Annotated in this window: 17 protein-coding genes; 14 read left to right on the top strand and 3 right to left on the bottom strand. The window is 69.9% G+C overall.

The window, feature by feature from the left end; translation table 11 throughout:
• The first annotated feature begins 54 nt into the window (after positions 1–54).
• The 11 genes from JHW41_RS12810 (at position 55) to JHW41_RS12860 (ending at position 13335) form a co-directional block, all read left to right on the top strand.
• Positions 55–1053: a carbohydrate kinase family protein gene (locus JHW41_RS12810; RefSeq protein WP_250450704.1), complete on the top strand. Its 999-nt coding sequence runs from the start codon at positions 55–57 to the stop codon at positions 1051–1053.
• A gap of 16 nt (positions 1054–1069) precedes the next feature.
• On the top strand, positions 1070–2287 hold the full coding sequence (locus JHW41_RS12815) for an MFS transporter (RefSeq protein WP_250450706.1): 1218 nt from the start codon (positions 1070–1072) through the stop codon (positions 2285–2287).
• A 61-nt stretch (positions 2288–2348) separates the two neighbouring features.
• The gene (locus JHW41_RS12820) at positions 2349–5051 is read left to right on the top strand and encodes a TonB-dependent receptor (protein ID WP_250450715.1); all 2703 of its coding nucleotides are present in this window, start codon (positions 2349–2351) and stop codon (positions 5049–5051) included.
• Positions 5052–5384: 333 nt separating this feature from the next.
• Positions 5385–6857, top strand: a complete 1473-nt coding sequence (locus tag JHW41_RS12825) for a hypothetical protein (RefSeq protein WP_250450717.1) — start codon at positions 5385–5387, stop codon at positions 6855–6857.
• Between the two features lie 332 nt (positions 6858–7189).
• Positions 7190–7453 (top strand): acyl carrier protein, encoded by a 264-nt coding sequence (locus tag JHW41_RS12830; protein WP_158229762.1) that lies wholly within the window; start codon positions 7190–7192, stop codon positions 7451–7453.
• A 14-nt stretch (positions 7454–7467) separates the two neighbouring features.
• Entirely contained in the window at positions 7468–8640 is a 1173-nt protein-coding gene (locus JHW41_RS12835; RefSeq protein WP_250450726.1) for a radical SAM protein, read from the top strand.
• A gap of 43 nt (positions 8641–8683) precedes the next feature.
• Entirely contained in the window at positions 8684–9649 is a 966-nt protein-coding gene (locus JHW41_RS12840) for an ABC transporter ATP-binding protein (RefSeq protein ID WP_250450742.1), read from the top strand.
• Positions 9650–9722: 73 nt separating this feature from the next.
• Complete coding sequence (locus JHW41_RS12845) at positions 9723–10463, top strand: ABC transporter permease (protein WP_250450744.1); 741 nt, start codon at positions 9723–9725, stop codon at positions 10461–10463.
• A 3-nt stretch (positions 10464–10466) separates the two neighbouring features.
• Positions 10467–11279, top strand: a complete 813-nt coding sequence (locus JHW41_RS12850; protein WP_057947609.1) for an ABC transporter permease — start codon at positions 10467–10469, stop codon at positions 11277–11279.
• Complete coding sequence (locus tag JHW41_RS12855) at positions 11276–12346, top strand: hypothetical protein (protein ID WP_250450746.1); 1071 nt, start codon at positions 11276–11278, stop codon at positions 12344–12346. The genes JHW41_RS12850 and JHW41_RS12855 overlap by 4 nt, the downstream gene beginning before the upstream one ends.
• Positions 12343–13335, top strand: a complete 993-nt coding sequence (locus tag JHW41_RS12860; protein WP_250450748.1) for a Gfo/Idh/MocA family protein — start codon at positions 12343–12345, stop codon at positions 13333–13335. The genes JHW41_RS12855 and JHW41_RS12860 overlap by 4 nt, the downstream gene beginning before the upstream one ends.
• Here JHW41_RS12860 and JHW41_RS12865 read toward each other — a convergent pair.
• Both JHW41_RS12865 and JHW41_RS12870 read right to left on the bottom strand, forming a co-directional pair.
• Complete coding sequence (locus JHW41_RS12865) at positions 13332–14459, bottom strand: hypothetical protein (protein ID WP_250450750.1); 1128 nt, start codon at positions 14457–14459, stop codon at positions 13332–13334. The genes JHW41_RS12860 and JHW41_RS12865 overlap by 4 nt on opposite strands.
• Before the next feature lie 9 nt (positions 14460–14468).
• Entirely contained in the window at positions 14469–16712 is a 2244-nt protein-coding gene (locus JHW41_RS12870; RefSeq protein ID WP_250450751.1) for a glycoside hydrolase family 3 N-terminal domain-containing protein, read from the bottom strand.
• Positions 16713–16963: 251 nt separating this feature from the next.
• Between JHW41_RS12870 and JHW41_RS12875 the strand changes: the two genes are divergently transcribed.
• From JHW41_RS12875 to JHW41_RS12885, 3 genes are all read left to right on the top strand, one after another.
• Positions 16964–18565: an acyl-CoA ligase (AMP-forming), exosortase A system-associated gene (locus JHW41_RS12875; RefSeq protein ID WP_250450753.1), complete on the top strand. Its 1602-nt coding sequence runs from the start codon at positions 16964–16966 to the stop codon at positions 18563–18565.
• A 278-nt stretch (positions 18566–18843) separates the two neighbouring features.
• Entirely contained in the window at positions 18844–21120 is a 2277-nt protein-coding gene (locus tag JHW41_RS12880; protein WP_250450755.1) for a hypothetical protein, read from the top strand.
• Positions 21121–21208: 88 nt separating this feature from the next.
• The gene (locus JHW41_RS12885) at positions 21209–22234 is read left to right on the top strand and encodes a MupA/Atu3671 family FMN-dependent luciferase-like monooxygenase (RefSeq protein ID WP_250450765.1); all 1026 of its coding nucleotides are present in this window, start codon (positions 21209–21211) and stop codon (positions 22232–22234) included.
• An 85-nt stretch (positions 22235–22319) separates the two neighbouring features.
• Here JHW41_RS12885 and JHW41_RS12890 read toward each other — a convergent pair whose 3' ends face one another.
• The gene (locus JHW41_RS12890) at positions 22320–23072 is read right to left on the bottom strand and encodes a glycoside hydrolase family 16 protein (protein WP_198944520.1); all 753 of its coding nucleotides are present in this window, start codon (positions 23070–23072) and stop codon (positions 22320–22322) included.
• Positions 23073–23248 lie beyond the last annotated feature (176 nt).

Genomic DNA, 23248 nt, shown 5'->3' on the forward strand with positions numbered 1-23248 from the left:
CCACTGGATATTTTTATTGACGAGGCGGAATCGGGGTGACTATAGTCGGCCCCCATGACGGACGCTCCCGCTCGCTTCGATCCGCTCCCCGACCCGCCGCCGGCCTCGCCGGCGGACCCGCCGCGCTTCAACATCGTCGGCGACGTCAGCGTCGACCTGGTCCTGGGCACGCTGGACGGCTGGCCCAAGATCGGCACCGAACGGCTGCTGCCGCGCAGCGAACTGCGCGCCGGCGGCTCGGCCGCCAACTCCGCCCTCGCCGCGCGCCATCTCGGGCTCAGCCCGCACCTGATCGGCGCCATCGGCGACGACGACCTGGCCCAGTGGCTGCTGCTGCAACTGAGCGGCATCCGCGTCGACCTGCAGACCTGCAGCAGCGACACCACCATGTCGGTCGGGCTGCTGCACACCGGCGGCGAGCGCACCTTCTTCACCAGTTGCGGCCACCTGCAGCACCTGGCGCCTGAGTTCGTGCTGCGCCACCTGCCGCCGGCCGCGCCCGGCAGCATCGCCCTGTTCACCGCGCCGTTCCTGCTGCCGGGCCTGCGCGAGCGCTTCGCCGCGTTGCTGGCCCAGGCCGCGGCGCGCGGCTACCAGATCGCGCTGGACACCGGCTGGCCGCCGGAAGGCTGGACCCCGCAGGTGCACCGCGAAGTCGCCGGCTGGCTCGCGCATTGCGACCACCTGCTGGTCAACGAGCTCGAAACGATGAGCATCGCCGGCGACGACTCGCTCGAATCCGCCGTGCGCCGCGTCGCCGGCCTGCTCAAGCCCGGCGCGCACCTGATCGTCAAGCTCGGCGCCGCCGGCGCGCTCGGCCACGTCGACGGCCGCAGCACGCTGCACGCTACCCAAGCGGCCGCCGACGTCTTCGACACCGTCGGCGCCGGCGACAGCTTCAACACCGGTTACCTCGCGGCGCGCTTGAACCGGGCCGGCCTCAGCGACGCGCTCGCCGCCGGCTGCCGCACCGCGAGCGCGATCCTGCCGCGCTTTCCGCGCAAGCGCATCGCCGCCGGCGAACTCGCCCACTGCCTGCAGCCGCAGTCCTGACCCCGGAGGCACGATCGTGAAGCACCGGCCGTTGATCATCAGCTACCTCCTCCTGATCTGGTTCGCGATCTCCTTCATCACCAACCTGATCGGGCCGCTGATGCCCATCGCCATCGAGGACTTCAAGCTCAGCCTGACCATGGCCGGCTTCATGCCGTTCTCGTTCTTCCTCGCCTACGGTTTGATCTCGATTCCCGGCGGCGTGCTGATCGAAGCGCGCGGCACCCGCTTCACCCTGTTCGCCGCGTTCGCGCTGAATGTCGTCGGCGCGCTCGCCATCGCCCTGGTTCCCGGCTACGCCTCGGTGGTCGCCGGGCTGTTCGTGATCGGCCTGGGCATGGCGCTGCTGCAGGTGGTGATCAACCCGCTGATGCGCACCGCCGGCGGCGAGCAGCACTTCGCCTTCTTCTCGGTGATGGCGCAGCTGGTGTTCGGCCTGGCCTCGTTCCTGAGCCCGCTGGCGTTCAAGTTCTACATGCAGCGCCCGGGCGTGGACGGACAGCCGCTGGCGTGGCTGACGTTCTACTGGTTCTTCAGCGCCGCGTTCGTGCTGCTGGCCGCGCTCAACTGGAAACTGCCGCTGCCGGCGGTCGCGCTCAAGGACGACGAGCGCGCCGGCAGCCGCGAGGCCTACCTGAGCCTGCTGCGCCGCCGCGACGTGCGCCTGTTCTTCCTCGCCATCGTCGCCTATGTCGGCACCGAGCAGTCGCTCGCCAATTGGATGTCGCAGTTCCTGCACAGCTACCACGGCTTTTCGGCCACGCAGGAAGGCGCCGTCGCGGTCAGCCGCTTCTGGGGGCTGATGTCGCTGGGCTGCCTGGTCGGCCTGGGTCTGCTGAAGCTGCTGGATTCCAAGCGGGTGCTGGCGATCTTCTCGACCCTGGCCATCGCCTGCCTCGCCCTCGCCCTCCTCGGCCCCGCGGCCGTTTCCCTGCTGGCGTTCCCCGCCGCGGGCTTTTTCTTGTCGGTGATGTTCTCGGTGATCTTCTCGCTGGGATTGAACTCGGTCAGCCAGCACCACGGCGCGTTCTCGGGAATCCTGTGCAGCGGCATCCTCGGCGGCGCCATCGTGCCGCTGCTGATCGGCATCCTCGCCGACCGTTGGGGCCTGCGCGCAGGCCTGTCGCTGGTGTTCCTGCCCCTGCTCTACATCCTCAGCGTCGCCGCCTGGGCCAGGCCGCTGGTGCGCAACCAGACCGTGTACTCGGCCAAGAACACACCTGCCTCGCCCTGACCCCCGACGCCAGCCATCGCGGGCCCGCCGGCCCGAGTCGCCGTACAACCAGGAGCCCACGATGAAAAAGCATCCCAGCGGTGTTCGACCCAGCGGCCTCGCCGCCGCGGTGGCCGCGGTACTGATCGGCTGCGCGGCCGCGCCGGCGGTTGCGCAATCCGCCGCCGCGCAGCCATCCGCCGCGGCCGATGCCGACGCGCCAGCCGCGGCCGCGCAGGCCGGCGCCGGCGAAGCCCGCGCCACCCTGGAAACCGTGCGGGTGTCGGCCACGCGCCTGGAATCGGACCTGCTCAAGACGCCGGTGACGGTCACCGCGGTGACTCAGGAAGCGCTGACCCGCGAAGGCGTGCGCGACGTGCGCGGCCTGTCCGGCAGCATGCCCAACCTGCAGATCGCCTCCGGCCCGGATTCGGGCGTGCAAGTCAGCATCCGCGGCATCGGCGCCAACAACTTCACCGAAATCGGCGACCCGGCCGTGGGCCTGCACGTGGCTGGCCTGTACTCGCCGCGCCCCCAGGGCGCGCTGGCGCTGATGTTCGACGTCGACCAGGTCGAAGTGCTGCGCGGCCCGCAGGGCACGCTGTTCGGTCGCAACTCCACCGGCGGCAGCATCAACATCATCCCGGCCAAGCCGCGCTTCGATTCCAGCTTCGGCAGCGCCGAGCTCGACGTGGGCAGCTACAACCTGCGCCAGCTCAACCTGATCCAGAACATCGCGGTCAACGACCGCTTCGCCCTGCGCTTTTCCGCGACCAAGGTCGAGCGCGACGGCTGGATCGACCAGAAGCAGGATTTCACCGATGTGAACATCCCCGAGCGCGGCTTCATCGCCGACGGCATCCCGGACGTGGACCAGCGCCGCAACGTCAAGGTCGGGCGCGACAAGTACTACTACAACCGCGACGAATGGGCGCTGCGCCTGGCCGCGCGCTTCGCCTTCAGCGACGACGTCGAGTGGCTGCTGGCCTACGAGAAGTTCCAGAACGACGGCGCCGGCCAGGTGGCGATGAAGGACTGCGGCCAGGCCGCCGGCACCCGCTTCGCCTGCACCGGCGGCAAGTGGGACGTGAACATCAACGTCCCCGGCAAGACCGACATGTCGATCGACACGGTTCGCTCGAACCTGATCTGGCTCATCGGCGACAGCAACAGCCTCGAATACAACGTCGCCTTCGCCACCCAGAAGCGCTCGCAGATTTCCGACGACGACGGCGGCTACCACGAGATCCCCTCGCAAGTAACCGCCACCTTTCCGGTGCCGCCGGAAGGCGACTGGGGCGTGTGGCCGGTGCGCGACAACACCTCGATCACCCTGGATTCCAAGTACCGGTCGGTGGTGCACGAACTGCAGTTCAAGCACCAGGGCGAACGCCTGAGCCTGGTGTCGGGCCTGTTCTGGATGCACGAGAAAAACCAGATCAACTACGCGCAGGAGTTGCTGGTCAACGCGCCGTTCGGTTATCCGATCAGCCAGCTGTACCACCAGCCCGACCGCCAGGTCGACGCCAAGGCGATCTTCACCCAGGCCGACTGGCGCTTCGCCCCGACCTGGACCGCGACCTTCGGCGCGCGCTACAGCCGCGACGAGAAAACCGACCGCGGCGGCCAAGTCTACGGCGGCTGGGACACCGAATCCACCGCGTACTACAACGGGCTCTACAATCCGGGCACGCCGGGCCAGCCCGGCTTTCGCCCGCACAACGGCCGCGACCTGACCGAACGCATGGGGCCGTTCGGCGGCATCGACGCCTACAAGCTATGGGGCCCGCCGGCGGAGAACGAACACTCCGAATCCTGGCGCAAGACCACCTGGCGGCTGGGCCTGACCAAGGCGCTGTCCGACGACGAAATCCTGTTCACGTCGCTGTCCACCGGCTACAAGGCCGGCGGCTTCGGCGACAAGGACGACAAGTGCGGCGGCAAGGTCTGCATCGACGGCCCGGCCGGCCCGCAGTACACCTTCTTCCCGTACAAGCCCGAGACCGTCGCCAACTTCGAGATCGGCTACAAGGGCCTGCTGCTGGACAAGCGCCTGAGCCTGTCGTTCACCGCCTTCTACAGCCGCTACAAGGACATGCAGGTGACCGGCGATTTCTACGCCGCCAAGGTCCACGTCGAGCAGCCCTGCCCCGACTTCGACCCGACCTGCGACGTGATCAAGAAATGGCAGACCGTCAACGTCGGTACGGTCAACATCCCCGGCGTGGAAGTCGAATTCGACTACCTACCGACGCCGAACACCCGCATCGGCGGCTTCTTCTCGTACATCGACAGCAAGATCAAGGACTACCCGACCTTCAGCGACGAATGGAACTGCGGCGTGCGCGAAGAGTTCGGCGCGCCGCCGTGCCCGCCGCCGTACAGCGGTTCCGATCCGCGCCTGGCCGGCCGCCAGATCTACGACATCACCGGCCACCACCTGCCGATGACGCCGAAGTTCACCGCCGGGGTCAACGCCTCGCACACCTTCAAGTTCGGCAACGGCTATGAGTTGGTGCCGTGGGTCAATGTGAAGTGGCAGGACAAGATGTACTTCACCTTGCGCAATCTCGACAACCCGCACGTCTCCGACGCGCAGGAGGCCTACACCACGGTCGATGCCAGCCTGAGCCTGCAATCGCCGTCGTTCTGGCGCGCGGAGCTGTATGTGCTCAACGCCACCGACAAGATGAGCAAGAACTGGGCCGACGACGCCGGCGGATTCATCCGCGCCTACTGGAACGATCCGCGCACGGTCGGGTTGCGGGTGCGTTTCGAGTATTGATGCGCCGCGGCCCCTCTTCCGCGCGGGAGAGGGGCCGGGCATCGCGGCTGCGCGGCATCGCGCAGCGGGTTGCTGTGCGGATTCGCGATCTTGCGCGCCTCCATGCATGAATGCGGCGGCACTACCCCGCTTATCCGTCACCCGAGCGGCGCCAACGCAGGCGCCGCTGCGGCCGCGTACGAACGTTCGGCGGCTGCATCCGCCGCTGCGCGATGCGCGTACTCCCCTCCAGACCGGCGCGAGCGACGGGCGCGACCGTCCGTCCGACGCGCTTGACTGGCGAAAACCAAGGGAGTAACAGCCCATGTATACGGACTGCACAGGGGGGGTGCCATGACGCCGCAGAAGGATGCTGAAGGACGCGCGAGGCCCGACGCCAACGGCGTCGAGATACTCGATCTGGACTACACCCTGCCGCCGGCTCCGCCGCCGCCCGCTCCGTCGCCGGCCGGTCCTTCCGCCGGCCCGCCCGCTCCGTCCGAACCGCGCGAGGGATTGCCGCGCGCCTCGACCGCGCAACCGCGCACGCCGAGCGAATACGAGCCGCGCATCAGCGGCACCTACGATCCCAAGGCCGGCAGTTCCAGCATCACCCTGGGCGCCGACGGGCCGGACCTCAGCGGCCAGGCCACTCTCGCCAACGGGCGCCAGGGGCAGACCGTGAGCGTGCAGGCCGCGGTGCTCGACGGCCGCGACAAGACCTCGGCGCAGGTCAGCATCGGGCCCGGCGATACCGACAGCGTGCGCATCGTCACCGGCGGCAAAGACAACGAAGCGGGACTGATCGTCGGCACCCGCGGCGGCGAGGCCTATGCCAGCGCCAACGCGCGCGTGACCGCCGACGGCGTGCGCCTGGAAGCCGCGACGACGCTCGGCAACGGCCGCGCGGCGACGCTCAGCGCGACCCGGCTGATCGACGAAAACACCGAACTCGGCGTGAGCGTCGGCGCGGACCGCAACGGGCGCCAGGCCACCGTCAGCGGCCGCGCCACGATCGGCGACACGGCCGTGGCCGCGCGCGCCACGTTCGGGCCGCAGGACTCGGCGCGGGTCGACATCACCCAGCCGCTGGCCGGCGGCACCCTCAGCCTGGCCGGAACGGTCGCTAGCACGTCGAGCGTGGAGGCGAGCTATCGCAACGGCGGCGCCTCGGTGACCGCCAAGGCCGGCACCGACGGCGAATTCTCGGTCATGGCCGGGTTCCGCGCCTCGCTGCCGGGCGGCGCGCGCTCGGGCGGTGGCGGCGGCAGTCGGGGCATCGACTACGACGTCGCCGCCGGCGATCTTCACGATCGCCTCGATGTGCTGAGCGGCGATCGCGACGAACGCGCGCGTCGCGCCAGCGCGCCCGCTGCACCCACGACATCCGCGCCCGCGACGCCAGCCTCCGCTGCGCCCGAGGCGCGGCCGGCGGATCGGATCGAACCCAACCCGCGCCTGCTGTCGCAGGCGACCGGCCTGGTCGAATCGGCGAACCGCAACCTGCCGTCCGGGATGTCGGCGCTGTCGGTGGCCGAGACCGCGGCGAGCCTGGCGGTGCTGGCCGAACGGCGCGGACTGTCGGGCATCGGTTTCGTCGAGATCGGCGGCCCGACGCCGGGCGGCCGCAACCTGTTCATCGGCCAGGAATCGAGCATCCGCGAACAGGCGGCCTCGTTCGGCCAGCACGTCAGCATCGGCGCGCAGGAGGCCGGACGCGGACCGACGCCGGCGATGCTGGCCGACCTCGGCCAGGCCCGCGCGACACCGGCGGCACCCGAGCCCGCGCTCGAACAACAACGCTCGCAAGGCGCGCGCAGCATGTAGCGTGGTCGCGGCGCGGCCGCGTGCCGGCCGCCGCCGCGCGTTCGTCCTCGGGCCGGCGCGCACCGACACGCGCGATCGCTGCGCGGCGCTACAAGCGAGTCGCGGAAAACTGCGCTGCGCGTCACTGAAATTCATTCCCGACGCCGAATCCCGACACGCGCGATCCATCCGGTCGCCACCATCCTTGCGTGCGCCAAAGCCCACCGGTAGAGTTGAAACCGGTTACATACGACGGCCGCAACGGCCGCGGCGGACGATGCGCAAGCCTCGCCGCCCGGCTCGCAGCCAAACAGTCCGTCTCTTTGGGGAACCCGGTGATTCGCGAAGACTATTTGCGCAAGGTCGCTGCCGCCATCGCCACGGTCGAGGACAATCCCTCGCTCGCCGCGGACATCGGCTACTCCACCGACATCATCAACGAGGTCGGCCTGGATAGCCTCAAGATGACCGACTTCATCCTCGGCCTCGAGGACGATTTCGGCATCAGCATCGATTTCGACAAGGTCGAGTACGAGACCTTCACCCGCGTCGACCGCCTGATCGATTTCCTGATCGACGCCACCGGCGCGTCCGCGCCCTCGCCCGTCGCGTCCTGAGCGGAGCGCATCGCATGCAGCCTCAATCGTCCGCCGCGCTCGACCGCCACGCGTTCGAGCGGCTCAAGCAGTCGATCCGCAACAAGGCCGAAAGCAGCCGCGGACTGCGTCGCGATCCGGGCTACGCCACGGCGATTCCCGAAGAGATCGGGATCAAGCTCAACAATCGCTGCAACCTGCGCTGCACCCACTGCTTCGAGTGGAACGAGGATGGCTACCACCACGACATGATCCACAGCACGGTGCGCGACGAGGTGCCGATCGAGTTGCTGCGCAGCGTGCTCGAACAAACCCGCGGCGCGAGCTCGAAGCTGTTCCTGTGGGGCGGCGAGCCGCTGATCTATTCGCAGTTCGGCAAGATGGCCGAGCTGATCGCCGCCGAATCGCGCTGGACCACGATCTGCACCAACGCCATCACCACCGAGCGCCGCTACGACGACCTGGTGAAGATGTCGGCCAACCTGGAGTTCCTGGCCAGCCTGGAAGGGTTCGAGCAGGAGAACGACGCGATCCGCGGCAAGGGCACCTACGCCAAGGTGATCAAGAGCGTGGACCTGCTGCTGGATTCCAAGCGCCGCGGCGAGTACCGCGGCGAGGTCGCGGTGCAGCTGACGATCAACGACTCGATGATCGGGCGGCTGTACGAGTTCGTCGAACACTTCGAGCGCGTCGGCGTGGATTCGGTCCACCTGACCTTTCCCTGGTACATCTCCGGCGAGACCGCGGGCGAGATGGACCGCTATGTCGGCGAGCACTTCCCGTGGGCGATGCCGAAGCTGGACTTCCTCAAGCCCAGCTGGCACTCGTTCACCTACAGCCTGTCCGAGGAGCATCACCGCGCCTTGGCCGACGAGATGGCGCGGGTTTCGGCCCGGGTCTGGAACACCCGCGTGCGCTTCAAGCCGGCGCTGGAAGACGACGAACTGCTCGACTTCATCCGCGGCAGCTCGCGCCCGGGCCAGCGCCGCAGCCAATGCCTGGCGATCACCAACCGCATCGACATCCTGCCCAACGGCGACGTCTCCAGCTGCAAGTTCTTCCCCGAGTTCTCGATGGGCAACCTCAAGGACGCCAGCCTGCAGGAGGTCTGGCACGGCGAGCGCTTCGGCGAGGTGCGCAAGACCCTGGCCTGCGGGCTGATGCCGGCGTGTTCCAAGTGCGTGCTGCTCTACCTCAACGGGCGCTGAGGCCCATGCGCGGCGGCGCCGACGGCAACTGGAAACGCAAGGCATGATCGAAGTCGAACGGCTGTCCAAGACCTTCGCCTACCACACCAAGAAAGAAGGCCTGCTGGGCTCGATCGGCAACCTGTTCCACCGCCCCACCCTGCACAAGCAGGCGGTCAGCGAGGTCAGCTTCCGCATCGAAGGCGGCGAGATCGTCGGCCTGCTCGGCCCCAACGGCGCCGGCAAGTCGACCCTGATCAAGATGCTGTCGGGCATCCTCTATCCCACCTCGGGTTCGGCGCGGGTCGCCGGCTACGTGCCGTGGGAGCGCGCGCTGGCGTTCCGCCGCAGCATCGGCATCGTCATGGGCCAGCGCTCGCAGCTGTGGCCGGACCTGCCGGCGATGGACAGCTACCTGCTCAACCAGCGCATCTACGACGTCGAGGAAACCGCGTTCCGGCGGATGATCGGCGAACTGTCGGAACTGCTCGACGTGCGCCGCCTGCTCGACATCCAGGTGCGCCGGCTGTCGCTGGGCGAGCGGATCAAGCTCGACCTGATCGGCGCGCTGCTGCACAGCCCGCGCGTGGTGTTCCTCGACGAGCCGACCATCGGCCTGGACTTCGCCGCGCAGAAGAGCATCCGCGGCTTCATCCGCGATTACTGCGACCGGTTCGGCGCCACCATCGTGCTGACCAGCCACTACTCGACCGACATCGAGGACCTGTGCCGGCGGGTCATCGTCACCCACCACGGCAAGCTGCTCTACGACGGCGAACTGGCGCGCATCGCCGACCGTTTCTCGTTCGCCAAAATCGTGCGCTTCCGCGTCCGCTCGCCGGCCGCCGCGGTGGCGCTGCCGTTCGACTACGCGCTGCAGGAGAAACCCGACGGCGAGTACTGGATCGAAGCGCGCTCGGAGCACGTCAACGAGGTGATCCGCGTCCTGCTCGACCGGCTCGAGGTCGAGGACCTGCGCATCGAGCACCTGCCGCTGGAACGCAGCATCGAGTCGTTGTATGTCGGCTGAGGCGCCGGCAAGCGCGCGCCGGCGGCGCCCGTCCGCGTCGCTGCATGCGGTCGCGCTGGGGCTGCAGGAAGCGATGCAGCACAAGGCCGACTTCGCGCTCGGCTTCGTCAGCGCCGCGTTCCCGCTGTTCGTGCAGTACTACCTGTGGTCGTCGCTGTACGCGCGCGGCTATTCGATCCCGGGCTACGCCTACGCCGACGCGCTGCTGTACTCGGTGCTGGCCGCGGTGGTCGGGCGGCTGGTGCACACCGGCTTCGAGTACGAGGTCGGCAACGACATCAAGCACGGCGGACTGGCGCGCTACCTGGTCCAGCCGGTGGCCTATGTGCGGCTGCGGCTGGCGCACTTCGTCGGCGGCAAGCTGCCGATGTACGCGATCATGGGCGCCCTGCTGCTGGCGGCGCTGGCGTTCGGCGGCGCGGCCGCGGGCGAGCGCCTGGGGCTGTTGCCGGCGGTGCTGGCGGCGGTCGCGCTGGGCGTGGCGATCAATTTCCTGATCTTCCTGTGCGTGAGCTTCACCTGCTTCTGGTTCGACGAAGCGGCCTATCTGTTCGAGGGCATCCGCATCGGCATCGTCGTGCTCAGCGGCGGCATCGTACCGCTGGCGGTGTTCGGCCGGGCCCAGGACGTGCTGCACTGGCTGCCGTTCCGCTACATCATCTCCGCTCCGATCGAGATCGCGATGGGCCGGATCGAAACCGCCGCGCTGCCGCAGTTGCTCGGCGTGCAGGCGCTGTGGGTGGCCGTGTTCGGCCTGATCGCCTGGGCGATGTGGCGCGTCGGCCTGCGCTCGTTCATGGCCACGGGGGGCTGAGCGATGCTGGGCGAACTGCTGCGCCACCTGCGCATCTACGGCGTGCTGCTGCGCAACTCCTTCATGGTGCAGATGGAGTACCGCTTCAACTTCTACGCCGGCCTGGTCATGGAGACCGGCTTCCTGCTGTCGAAGCTGGCCTACGCCTATGTGATCGTCAGCGCCGACGTCGACTTCGGCGGCCTGCGCCCGTCCGAGGCGCTGGTGGTGCTGGGCTGCTACACCCTGCTGACCGGGTTCTACACCTGCTTCTTCATGGCCAACAACTTCGAACTGTCGGCCAAGATCCGCAACGGCGACCTCGACCTGGTGCTGGTCAAGCCGGCCTCCGGCCTGTTCCTGGTGTCGTGCGCGCGCGCGGAGTTCAGCCTGCTGCTGCCCAACGCCATCGCCGGCATCGCCATGATCGTCTACGGCGCGCAGTTGTCGGACGTGCCGCTGAGCGCGGCGACGGTGGCCGCAACCCTGGTCGCGCTGGGGCTGTCGCTGTCGGTGGCCTACGCGATCATGATCCTGCCGCAGTTCCTGGCGTTCTGGTTCGGCACCACCCACGCGGTGACCCAGCTGTCGCACTCGCTGTGGGACCTCAACACCGTGCCGGCTGCGGCGTTCGCGCGCGGGGTGCGGCTGTTCGGCACCTTCGCCCTGCCGATCTTCATGGTCACCAACTACCCGGCCTATCTATTGCTGGGCAAGCTGCCGGCGCACGGTTACCTGTGGCTGCTGGCCGCGCCGGTGGTCTGGCTCGGCCTGACCGTGGCGCTGTGGCGGTTCGCCCTGCGCGCCTACAGCAGCGCCAGCGGGTGGTCGCAATGAGCGCGGTCGAGGCCGCGGCAACCGCCGCCGTGCCCGAACGGGTGCGCCTGCCGCTGGCGGCGCCGTCGATCGACAGCTATCCGCAGCACGCCTACTACCTGTCGGTGATGCAGCTGCAACCCGGCGCGATCGACTGGATCTGCAGCAACTACCTGCAACTGTCGGCGTTCCCGGCGCCGGAGACCGACGAGCTGTTCTTCTTCGACTTCTTCGTGCCGGAGATCGAGAAGCACATCAATCCCTGGCTGTCGTTGCAGAAGATCGACCGGCGCTACTTCGCCGCGCTGACCGGCGACCCGGTGGCGGCGCTGCGCGACGCGCTGGCGCGCGGCCACTACCCCAAGCTGCCGCTGGACGAATTCCACGTGCCGGGCACCGACTCGCACCAGCGCGCGCACTATCCGCACCCGTCGCTGCTGCACGGCTACGACGAGCAAGCGCGGGCGTTCGAGTTCTCCGGCTACCTGCAGGGCCGCTACGCGCAGGCACGGATCGGCTACGACGCGCTGCGCCGGGCGGTGGACGGCCTGGCCGAGTGCGGGCCGCCGGAATATCCGGACCTGTTCCTGGTCAAACCGCAGTGCAACTGGCCCTACCCGCTCGATCCGGTCGCGGTCGGCGAAGGCATCGCCGACTACCTCGGCGCGCGCAACTCGATGGCGCGCTACCGCACGATGATGTCGCCGGTGGACATGCGCTTCGGCGTGGACGTGTACGAGGCCTTGCGCAGCTATGCGCTGGCGGTCGCGGCCGGCGCGGCGCGCAGCAATCCGCTGCCCGCGCACCTGCTGTACGAGCACAAGCGGCTGATGGCGCGGCGGGTGCGGCGACTGCTCGAACTCGGCGCGGTCGGCCTCGCCGGCGCCGCCGGCGCGGACGACTGGATCGCGCGCGCCGACGCGGTCGCCGAATTGGGGCTGCGGCTGCGCGCCGAGTACCTGAAACTGCACCGGCGCCCGCAGCGCAGCGCGCCGCCGGACGCGCTGGAGCGGCTGATCGACCGGCTGCGCGCGAGCGAGACCGCGTTGCTCGGCGACCTGCTCGCCGCGCTGAAGACGCCGGCGTGAGCCTGCGCATCGGCGTGCTCGGCGCCGCGGAGATTTCGCCGTTGACGATCTTCCGCGCCGTCGCGGCGCTGCCCGGCGCCGAGTTGGTGGCGATCGGCTCGCGTCGCCCGGGCGCTGCGCAGGCGCAGGCGCGCCAGCACGGCCTGGCTTGCGCTTGCCTGGGTTACCAAGAACTGCTGGCGCGGCGGGACATCGACTGGGTATACGTGCCCGCCGCCAACACCGAGCATTACCGCGACTGCGAGGCCGCGCTGCGCACCGGCAAACACGTGCTGGTCGAGAAACCGGCGACGCTGTCGGCGCGGGAACTGCAGGCGCTGATCGCGCTGGCGACGACGCACGGCCTGAGTCTGGTCGAGGCGATCATGACCCGCCATCACCCCTGGCAAGCCTGGCTCGCCGAACAGGTGCGCGCGTGCACCTGGGGCCGCCTGCTGCGCCATTCGACCCGCCTGCGCCACGGCCTGCGCGAAGGCGACCGCTTCCGCCTGCGGCCCGGCGGCGGCGTGCTGTGGGACGACGGCGTCTATTGGTTGCAGGCCGCGCAGGCGGTCGCCGGCATCGACTTGGGCGCCTGCGCGATCGAACAGGCGCAGGCCGATGCCGTCGATGTTCCGACCCGCGTACGCATCGAGCTGACCGCTCCCGATGGAATGAAGACCGATCTGGAAGCCGAGTTCGCCCTGCCGCGCCAGGCGGAGCATGCCTTCGAGTTCGAACGCGCGCGCGTCGTGCTCGCCGACTTCTTCCGCGCGCGCATCGGCCGGCACAAGATCCATCTCGACATCGCCCATGCCTCGGGCGAACGCGAACGGGTCAGCTTCGACGAGCAGAACTACTACCTCAACCAGCTCGCCTATCTGGCCGGAGACGCGCGCGACGAGGACTGGCCGGCGCAGGCGCAGCGCAGCGTCGAGCGCATCGCGATGCTGGAAGCCTTGCACGGGCGCTTGCGGCCCACGCTCGATGGCCCCTCGGCCGACGGTTAACGCGCGTCCAGTTCCGCGGCCAGTTGCCGGCAGTACTCGGGCACCTGTGCGCGGTCGCGCAACAAGCGCGCGTGCATCCGCTCCAGCGCCTCGCGCTGCGCGCCGTCCTCGCGCCATTGCTCGAGCCACGCGCCGTAGCCCAGCGCGATCCAGGCCTCGGCGTTGGCCTGCTCGTGCTTGCCCGACGGCGCCAGGAACAGCACCGGCGTGGCCGCGGCCATCGAGTCGATCAGGGTCGAGCCGCCCGGCTTGGACACCACCGCCAGGCTGGCGCGGGTGATCTCGAACAGGTCCGGCACGGCGTCGGATTGGCGGTAGCGCAGTTCGCCGTCGGCGTCGGCGAAACCCAGCCGCGGGAACTCGCCCAGCTGCTCCGGCCCGGTGTCGCGCCAGGCGCGCCACTGCGGGTCCAGCAGCAGGTTGCGCACGCCTTCGCGCGGCTGCAGGTCGGCGGCCGATCCGCGCACGATGCTGGCGCGATAACCGGCGGCGAGCACATCGTCCACCGCCGAGGCGAACGTGCCCACGCTCCAGCCGCCGCCGTGCAACAGCAGTTCGGGCGGGCGCTGCGCGTGCGCGACCGGCGCGGCTTCGCCGATCTCCAGCCGGCACGCCGCCCGCGGCGCGGCGCGGTCGATGAAGTAACGGTGCTCGGCCTGCGCGAACTCGGGGCGTTGCGCATACGGCAGCCACGACGGCGACGGCACCGAATCGATATGCAGCGCTTCCAGCGTGCAGTGCGCGCGTTCGCGCGCATAAGCGGCGGCCCACGGCAACCAGAAGCCGGACAGCGCCAACAGATGCGTCGTGCCGGCGGCGTCGAGCCGCGCCGCAAGCGCGGCCAACGCGGCGGCGTCCAGCGTCGGCGAAATATCGCGCACCAGCTGCTGCGACATGCGCAGGGCGCGGAAATCGCGCTGGTGGCGTTCGCGCGCGCGGATCAGCGCGTCCTCGACGTCGGCGGGCTGGAACGCTTCGAGCACGAACACCCGCCCGCGCACGCCATGGCTGCGCAAGCGGCGGGCGATTTCCAGGCCCGGCAGATAGACGCCCAGGGCGACGCCCGAGCACAGGATGGCGACTTCGCGAACCGGCGTGTCCGCTGTCTCCGCTATTTCCGCCATCCGCGCGGCTTAGCCTCGATCCGCGTCGGCGGCCGGCCGTTCGAAGGCCGGCCGTTCGAAGGCCGGCCGTTCGAAGGCAAGCAGTTCGAACGCGACCGGCTCGCCGGCATCGGCCGACGGCGCCACCCACAGGTCGAACCAGCCCGGTTCGGCGACCAAGCGGTTGTCGACGCCGCGGAATTCCAGGTCGGCGCGGGTCAATACGAACTCCACCACCCGGCTCTCGCCCGGCGCCAGCGCGATCTTCTGGAAGCCCTTGAGCTCGCGGATCGGCCGCACCCGGCTGGCGACGCGGTCGCGCAGGTACAACTGCACGACTTCCTCGCCCGGGCGCTGGCCGACGTTGGCGATGCGCGCGCGCACCTGCAGGCGGCCGTCCCACGCCAGCCCGGCGGCGCTGAGTTCGACCGCGCCGTATTCGAAGCGGGTGTAGCCCAGGCCGTGGCCGAACGGATACAGCGCGGTGTTGGCGGTCTCGCGCCAGCGCGTGCGGAACGCCTCCAGCCCGGTGCCGGGCTGGTACGGCCGGCCGCTGGAAGTGTGGTTGTAGTAGTAAGGCTGCTGGCCCGAATCGTGCGGGAAGCTGATCGGCAGGCGGCCGCTGGGGCTGTGGTCGCCGAACACCAGATCCGCGACCGCGTGGCCGGTCTGGGTGCCGAGGAACCAGGTCACCAGGATCGCCGGCGCCGCCTGCAGCGCCGGGCTCAGCGCCAGCGCGCGGCCGTTGCGCAGCAGCACGATCACCGGCGTGCCGGCGCCGATCACCGCCTCGGCCAGCGCCTGTTGCGCCGCCGGCAGCACGATCTGGGTGCGCGACTGCGCCTCGCCGGTGTAGCGCGTGGGCTCGCCGACCGCCAGCAGCACCGCGTCGGCGCCGCGCGCGGCCGCCAGCGCGGCCTCGATGCCGCCGTCGATGGCCTCTTCCATGCCGCAGCCGTCCACCACCTGCAGCGAAGCCGGATCGGCCAGCGCCGCGCGCAGGCCGGTTTCCAGATCGATCTCGCGGCTGCTGTCGCCGAAGATGTTCCAGCAGCCGGCCAGGTTCTCGCGGTCGCGCGCGAACGGGCCGATCAGGGCGATGCGCTGGCCGGACTTGCGCAGCGGCAGCGTTTCGCCGTCGTTCTTGAGCATCACCACGCTGCGCCGCGCGGCGTCGCGCGCCAGCGCGTCGTGCGCGTCCAGGTACGGCGCCGGGCCCGGCGGCGGCGCGGTCAGCGAGCGGTAAGGATTGTCGAACAGCCCCATCCGCGCCTTGACCGAAAGAATCCGCCGCACCGCGGTGTCCAGCGTCGCGGTCGCGACCTTGCCCTCTTCGACCAGCGCCTGCAGGTGATCCATGTACACGCCGCTCTGCATGCTCATGTCCAGGCCGGCGTCGAGGCTGAGCTGGGCGGCGTGCTTTTCGTCGGCGGCGAAGCCGTGTTCGATCAGCTCGAAGTCGGAGGTGTAGTCGGACACCACGAAGCCTTCGAAGCCCCACTGCTCGCGCAGGATGCCGGTCAGCAGCTCGCGGTTGGCGGTGGCGGGCACGCCGTTGATGTCGTTGAACGAGCTCATCACCGTCAGCGCGCCGGCGTCGATGGCGGCCTTGAACGGCGGCAGGTGCACGTCGAACAAGGTCTGCGGCGCGAGGTCGACGGTGTTGTAGTCCAGCCCCGCGGCGACCGCGCCGTAGGCGGCGAAGTGCTTGGGCGTGGCCAGCAGCGAATCGTCGGCGGTCAGATCCGGGCCCTGGAAGCCGCGCACGCGGGCGCGGGCGAAGGCGCAGGCCAGGAAGGTGTCCTCGCCGGTGGTCTCGGCGACCCGGCCCCAGCGCTGGTCGCGGGCGATGTCGACCACCGGGGCGAAGGTCCAGTGCAGGCCTTCGCGGGTGGCTTCGATCGCCGCCGCGCGCGCGGTGCGTTCGGCCAGTTCCGGCTCGAAGCTGGCCGCTTCGCCGAGCGGGATCGGAAACACCGTGCGCATGCCGTGGATGACGTCGGCGCCGAGCAGCAGCGGAATGCCGAGCCGGCTTTCCTCGACCGCGATGCGCTGCAGTTCGCGGCCCTCGGCCGCGCCCACGCCGTTGAACAACGCGCCGACTTCGCCGGCCTGGATCAGCTCGCGGGTGCGCTGCGGCCCCCACTGGAACGAATCGGGGTTCACGTCGAAGGCGAAGGGGCGGATCGAATCGGCCAACACCGAGAGCTGACCGATTTTTTCCTGCAAGGTCATGCGAGCGATCAGTGCATCGATATCAACGCGATCCGCCATTACGAGATGCACCTTGCGTGAAATAATCGTTCAGTTATGGTATGTAATCGATTACATAGCTGTCAACCGGCGGACCTGTGCGCGGTCGGGCATACGGGCGGAATTCTCGCTCTTCGCCCGCCGCCGCGACAGGCGCGGGCAGCGGCGCGCCAGCGCCGCCGGGCGACGGCTTCGATGCGGCTCCTTCGCGTTCGTGCATCCGCGCGCGCAAGCGCCGCGCCCCCACCACTGCGAGCCCGACCGTCCGCCCGATGATCACCTTGCTCGATGCCTTGCGCCGCCAGGCCCGCGACGTCCCCGATGCGATCGCGCTCGAACACGACGGCGAGACCTGCAGCTACGCGCGGTTGGCCCGCGACGTCGACGCGCTCGCCGCGGGCCTGCGCGGCCACGGCTTCCAGGCCGGCGAGCGGATCGCGCTGTACCACGACAAATCCATCCGCATGGTCGCGATGCTGTTGGCGATCCTGCGCGCCGGCTGCATCGCGGTGCCGGTCAATCCCAAGCTCAAGCCGGCGCAGGTGCGGCACGTGCTGCGCGACAGCGGCGCCAGCGCGCTGGTCGCCAGCGGCCTGCGCGCGGCCGAACTGGGCCGGCACAAGGCGCTGGGGCGGGCGCGGACGCTGCTGACCGATTCGCGGCCGACGTCGCCGGCCATCGCCGCCGCGCCGACGCTGTACTGGGAGGACTGCCTCGCCGCCGATGCGGCGCCGCCGCCCGCGCAGCCCATCGACGCCGACGTGGCGCTGCTGATCTACACCTCCGGTTCCACCGGCCTGCCCAAGGGCGTGGTGCTCTCGCACCGCAACCTGGTGGCCGGCGCGCAATCGGTGGTGGCCTACCTCGGCATCGACCGCGACGAGGTCATCCTCGGCTTGCTGCCGCTGAGCTTCGATGCCGGCTTCAGCCAGCTCAGCACCGCGCTGGTCGCCGGCGCGCGGCTGGTGCTGCACAACTACGCCTCGGCGCGCTTCGTCCCGGCGCTGTGCGCGGCCAGCCGGGTCACTCTGATCACCGCGATCCCGCCGCTGTGGGCGCAACTCGCGGCGGTGCCATGGGGCGAACACGCGGGCGAGCAGGCGCGCACGGTGCGCACCATCGCCAACACCGGCGGCCACATGCCGGCCTCGCTGCTGCGCGACCTGCGCACCGTGTTCGCGCAGGCGCGGCCGTTCCTGATGTACGGGCTGACCGAAGCGTTCCGTTCCACCTATCTCGATCCGGCGCAGATCGATCGCCGCCCCGACTCCATCGGCAAGGCGATCCCCAACGCCGAGATCCTGGTGCTGCGTCCCGACGGCAGCCGCTGCGACCCCGGCGAACACGGCGAGCTGGTGCATCGCGGCGCATTGGTCGCCCTGGGCTACTGGAACGACCGCGCCAAGACCCGCGAACGCTTCCGCCCGCTGCCGCGCTCGCTGCGCCGCGGCGCCCTGCCCGAGTACGCAGTGTGGTCGGGCGACATCGTGCGCGCCGACGAGGACGGCTTCCTGTACTTCGTCGGCCGCCGCGACGAGTTGATGAAGATTTCCGGCTACCGGGTCAGCCCGACCGAGATCGAGAAGGCGCTGATGCGCTTCGGCGGCATCCGCGAGGCGGTGGTGTTCGGCGTCGACGACGAAGCGCTCGGCACCGCGCCGGTCGCCTTGCTGGTGCCGCAGGACGCGGCGTTCGACCTCGCCGCCGCGCTCGCCCACTGCAAGCGCGAACTGGCCGGCTACATGGTGCCGCGGCTGGCGGTGTGCGCGGCCTTGGCGCATTCGGCCAACGGCAAGATCGACCGCGCCGGTTCGCGCGAGCTGTATCTGCGCATGCAAGCGCAGGCGGCGGACGCCGCGCCGGTGCCGGCTTGACCGCCGCGGGCGCGTTCGACACCATCGGCGCGGCCGCGCGCCCCGGTTCGCGGCCCTGCGCATCGGGCTCGGCCGCAAGCGCGTTGGCGCGGGACATCAGGCTACAGGCGGCGCCAGCGGCGACGCCGGACAGGAAGCGAGGAATGCCGACCGGATCCAGCGATGCCCGCATACGCGGCCTGCGAGTCAGCGCCAATCAAGCCTGCACCAATCTAGCCTGCTCCAACCAAGCCCGCTCCAATCAAATCCGCTCCATTCCAGCCTGCGCGACGGCCGCCTTGCCGATTCCAACCCGCCCTGCCCCGGCCGCCGCCCGGGCTCTGCTCTGCTTCGCCGCCTGGCTGACGCCCGCTTGCGCGGCGCTGGCGATCGAGGCGCGGCGTCTGGACGCGTCGTCGCCGTCGTTTCCCGCGCCCGCCGATTGGGACGCGGCCGCGCGCCACGATGCGTTCTGGATGTACAAGCCGCGCGACGGCGTCGCCTCGCCGCTGCGCACCCAGGTGCAGGTGGCCTGCGACGACCAGGCGCTGTTCTTCCGCGTGGTCGCCGGCGGGCAAGGCTCCGGCGGCGTGCGCGCGCCGCTGGCGCGGCGCGATCAGGTCGCCGACGACCAGGACTACGTCAGCGTCTTCATCGACACCAACGGCGACGGCAAGTCGGCCTACTTCTTCCGGGTCAATCCCAGCGGCAGCCTCGCCGACGGCACCTACGTGGCGATCAGCGACAACCAGGACTTCCATCCCGACTTCGACGCCAGCGCGCGCGGCGCGGCCAACGCCGACGGCTACGCCGTGGACCTGCGCATCGCGCGTTCGCAACTGCGCAACCGCGGCTCGGACGGGCGCGGCTGGCGCTACCTGGTGATGCGCAACGTGCCCGGCGCCGAACGCATGATCCTGGCCAGCGGCGAGCTCAAGCAGAACGCGACCAGCTACCTCAGCGCCAGCCAGCCGCTGGACATGGCCCGCTGCCCCGGCGCCGGCGGCGAATGGGAGGCCGGCGCGCACCTGACCGCGCGCCGGCACGAGCAGAAGACCGGCGCGGTCTCGCAATCCGACGGCGTCGATACCCAACTGGGCGGTTATCTCAAGTGGAGCGACGGCGCGCACCTCGCCGTGCATGCGACCTACCAGCCGGATTTCTCCCAGGTCGAGCTCGACATCCCGCAGTTGCAATCCAACGCCCAGTACGCGCTGTTCCTGCCTGAAAAGCGCGATTTCTTCCTCGAAGACACCGACCTGCTGGAACTTCCGACGCGCTCGCAGCTGCAGGGCGGCGGCGGCGGGCTGGCGGTGTACACCCGCACCATCACCGACCCGCGCTGGGGCGCGCGCATGAGCTACCGCAACCAGGGCCGCGACTTCACCGCCCTGGTCGCCGACGACCGCGCCGGCGGCGTGGTCGCGATCCCGGGCCCGTTCGGCACCGCCTATGTCGCGCAGCCGGCCTCGCTGCTGTTGTTGGAGCGCGCCAGCCTCGCGCGCGGCGCCTGGCGTTTCGGCCAGTTCCTCAGCCATCGCGACTACGAGGGCGCCGGCCGCAACACCGTCGCCGGCGCCGACGCGTCGTGGCAGCCCAGCGCCATCGCCAAGGCGCGGGCGATGCTGCTGTTCTCGGCCACCACCGCGCAGCCGCAACAGGGCGTACTGCGCCCGGGCGAGCGCAGCCAGGGCACGTATGCATTCGCGGACTGGGCGCGGCTGGGACGCGACTGGGAAACCTCGCTGACCCTGGAACGCGCCAGCGAGGATTGGCGCAACGACACCGGCTACATGCCGCAGTCGGATTTCGCCCAGCTCACCGGCGTGGTCACCCGGCGCTGGCGCTTCGACGGGCCGTGGAGCAGCATCAGCGCGTTCGTGTGGACCGCGCATTCGCAGACGGTCTCCAGCGGCGAGACCATCCTCACCCGCTATGCGCCGGGCGTGTGGTTTTCCGGCCCGTACGACCTGCAACTGGTGGCCGAATACCACCCCGGCGAGCGCCGCCGCGTCGGCGGCTACGGCGCCCGCCTGCACCGCATGGACCAATGGTTCTTCCAGGTCTCCAGCAGCCTCAGCCAGACCGTGCCGGCGCTGTCGTTCGAGATCCTCGCCGGCGACCAGCTCGACTACGCCGCCGACGCCCTCGGCCGCGGCTACCAGGCCAGCTTCAGCGGCAAGATCCGTCCGCTGGCGTGGCTGGAAGTGCAGCCGCGGATCAGCTACTGGTACATGAACGCCTCCGCGCACGACCTGCACGCGCGCGAGACCTCGGCGCAGCTGCTGGTCAACGCCAACTTCGAGGCCGGCAGTTTCCTGCGCCTGATCGCCCAGTACAGCCGCAACCGCCGCCAGGAACCGCTGCTGCGCGGGCCGGCGCCCGATCCGTCCGGACTGGCGCTGCCGGATTGGCTCGACCGGCGCGGCAACCTGCAATCGCTGGTGTATTCCAACAACGCGCATCCGCGTTGGGGGTTCGACGTCGGCGCGACCCGTTCGCAGGACTATGCCTCCGGCGATCCCAAGCGCTACGTGCTGGACCTGTTCGCCAAGGTCGTGGTGAGGCTGCGTTGAACGCGGCGGCGGCGTGCCTGCCCTTCCACCGGTGCCGGCCGCGCTCGCCGCGCCGCGGCGGCGCCGTCAACGCGAGCGACCCGCAAGGATGAAGATCAGCCTGTTCTTCTTCGGCGCCGACTCGGACCAGGCCGACAAATACCGCCTGTTGTTCGACGCGGTGCGCTTCGCCGACGCCCACGGCCTGTATGCGGCCTGGGTTCCGGAGCGGCATTTCCTGCGCTTCGGCGGGCTCTACGGCAATCCCAGCGTGACCGCCGCGGCCATCGCCGCGATCACCAGCCGCCTGCAGATCCGCGCCGGCAGCGTGGTGATGCCGCTGCACCATCCGCTGGAAGTGGCCGAGGCCTGGTCGATGATCGATCACTTCAGCAACGGCCGGGCCGGCATCGCCATCGCCAGCGGCTGGCACGTCAACGACTTCGTGCTCGCGCCGGAGCGTTACGCGCAGCGCGGACCGATCATGCTCGACAGCATCGAGCTGGTGCAGCGGCTGTGGCGCGGCGAAAGCGTGGAATTCGCCAACGGCGAAGGCGTGGCCACGCCGACCGCGATCCTGCCGCGACCGTTGCGGCCGGACATTCCGGTGTGGATGACCGCGTCCAGCGAGGACGGCTGCGCGCTCGCCGGCGAGCGCGGCTTCGGCCTGCTGACCTCCAACTTCGGCAACAACTACAGCCTGGACGTGCTCGGCCGCAAGGTCGCCCGCTACCGCGCCGGCGCGCGCCCCGGCGCGCAGTTGACCCTGATGATGCACGCCTACGTCGGCGCCAGTGCGCAGGACGTCGCCGCGCATGCGCTGCCGGCGATGATGGACTACCTGCACAGCAACATCGCCATGCAGGCCTCGCAGGACGCCGGCCGCGGCGAGGACCGCGGCTACGCCGAACTGCAGGGCCGGCGCGAGCGCAAGTTCCTGCAACTGCGCGCCGCCGCCAACATCAACAGCGAACTGAGCTTCGTCGGCACGGTCGAGGACTGCGTGCGCCGCGCGCGCACGCTGCAGGCCGCCGGCGTGGACGAGATCGCCTGCCTGATCGACTTCGGCATCGCCTACGACGCCACCATGGCCGGCCTGCAACGGTTGGCCGAGGTCGCGCGACGGCTGGCCTGAGCCGCGGCGTCGCGCCGGCAAGCGGCGGCGACGCCGAAGCCGCGCGCCGCCGCGCACGGCGGCGCGCGCCCTCCCCGGACGCGGTTTACTGGCGGCGGTACACGCGCACGTAGTCCACGTGCATCTTCGCCGGCAGCTTGCTTTCGTCGATGTTGAAGCCCGGCCAGTTGCCGCCGATGGCGAAGTTCAGCAGCAAGAAGAAGTCGCGGTGGAACTCTTCGGTGCCGTTGATGTTGTTCTGGATGTTGGCTTCGTGGAACTTGTTGCCGTCCACGTACCAGCGGATCGCGTTGGCGTCCCATTCCACCGAATAGACGTGCCAGTCGGCGACGCTGACCGCGGTGTTGCCGCCGTACTGGGCGTAGTTGCCGTTGTGGTCGCGCCAGTGGATGGTGCCGTAGCTGCGGTTCTCGTTGTTGATGTGCTCCATGATGTCGATCTCGCCCGAATCCGGCCAGCCGACCTGCGGCAGGTTGGCGCCGAGCATCCAGAACGCCGGCCACGCGCCCATGAACGAAGGCAGGCGCATGCGCGCCTCGATCTTGCCGTAGCGTACGTTGCGCAGGCCCTGGGTCTTCATCCGCGCCGAGGTGTAGCGGAAGCCGTTGAAGTCCTGGCGGCGCGCGGTGATCACCAACGCGTTGTTCTCGATCCCGGCGTTCTCGCGCCGGTAGTACTGGCGTTCGTTGTTGCCCCAGCCGCCGCTGCCGTTGCCGGTCTCGAAGGCCCAGCTCGACCCGATCGAGCCGTTGAATTCGTCGCTCCAGACCAATTGCCAGCTCTGCGCCGCGGCGCTGCCGGCGAACGCGCAGGCGAAACACAGGACCAGCCCTTTCATCAGCCGCTTCATGGTGTCGTACCTCTGCTGTCTTCGTGGGGAAACCGCCGGGGCCGTCGGGCCGCCGGGGCCGTCGCCGCGCACGCCGGTCGCGCCGGTCGCGCCGCGGCTGGGGCCGACGCTGTCCCGCAATGACAGCGCTGTCAACGAGCGAGGCGCGCGGGCTTGCGTTTGCT

It is taken from the genome of Lysobacter enzymogenes (assembly GCF_023617245.1).
Taxonomy (GTDB): domain Bacteria; phylum Pseudomonadota; class Gammaproteobacteria; order Xanthomonadales; family Xanthomonadaceae; genus Lysobacter; species Lysobacter yananisis.

Excerpts from the sequence above, each read along its gene's own strand:
- JHW41_RS12810 (WP_250450704.1), top strand. The coding sequence starts at position 55 with ATGACGGACGCTCCCGCTCGCTTCGATCCGCTCCCCGACCCGCCGCCG.
- JHW41_RS12820 (WP_250450715.1), top strand. The coding sequence starts at position 2,349 with ATGAAAAAGCATCCCAGCGGTGTTCGACCCAGCGGCCTCGCCGCCGCG.
- JHW41_RS12850 (WP_057947609.1), top strand. The coding sequence starts at position 10,467 with ATGCTGGGCGAACTGCTGCGCCACCTGCGCATCTACGGCGTGCTGCTG.
- JHW41_RS12845 (WP_250450744.1), top strand. The coding sequence starts at position 9,723 with ATGCAGCACAAGGCCGACTTCGCGCTCGGCTTCGTCAGCGCCGCGTTC.
- JHW41_RS12835 (WP_250450726.1), top strand. The coding sequence starts at position 7,468 with ATGCAGCCTCAATCGTCCGCCGCGCTCGACCGCCACGCGTTCGAGCGG.
- JHW41_RS12870 (WP_250450751.1), bottom strand. The coding sequence starts at position 16,712 with ATGGCGGATCGCGTTGATATCGATGCACTGATCGCTCGCATGACCTTG.
- JHW41_RS12840 (WP_250450742.1), top strand. The coding sequence starts at position 8,684 with ATGATCGAAGTCGAACGGCTGTCCAAGACCTTCGCCTACCACACCAAG.
- JHW41_RS12855 (WP_250450746.1), top strand. The coding sequence starts at position 11,276 with ATGAGCGCGGTCGAGGCCGCGGCAACCGCCGCCGTGCCCGAACGGGTG.
- JHW41_RS12875 (WP_250450753.1), top strand. The coding sequence starts at position 16,964 with ATGATCACCTTGCTCGATGCCTTGCGCCGCCAGGCCCGCGACGTCCCC.
- JHW41_RS12890 (WP_198944520.1), bottom strand. The coding sequence starts at position 23,072 with ATGAAAGGGCTGGTCCTGTGTTTCGCCTGCGCGTTCGCCGGCAGCGCC.
- JHW41_RS12885 (WP_250450765.1), top strand. The coding sequence starts at position 21,209 with ATGAAGATCAGCCTGTTCTTCTTCGGCGCCGACTCGGACCAGGCCGAC.
- JHW41_RS12825 (WP_250450717.1), top strand. The coding sequence starts at position 5,385 with ATGACGCCGCAGAAGGATGCTGAAGGACGCGCGAGGCCCGACGCCAAC.
- JHW41_RS12865 (WP_250450750.1), bottom strand. The coding sequence starts at position 14,459 with ATGGCGGAAATAGCGGAGACAGCGGACACGCCGGTTCGCGAAGTCGCC.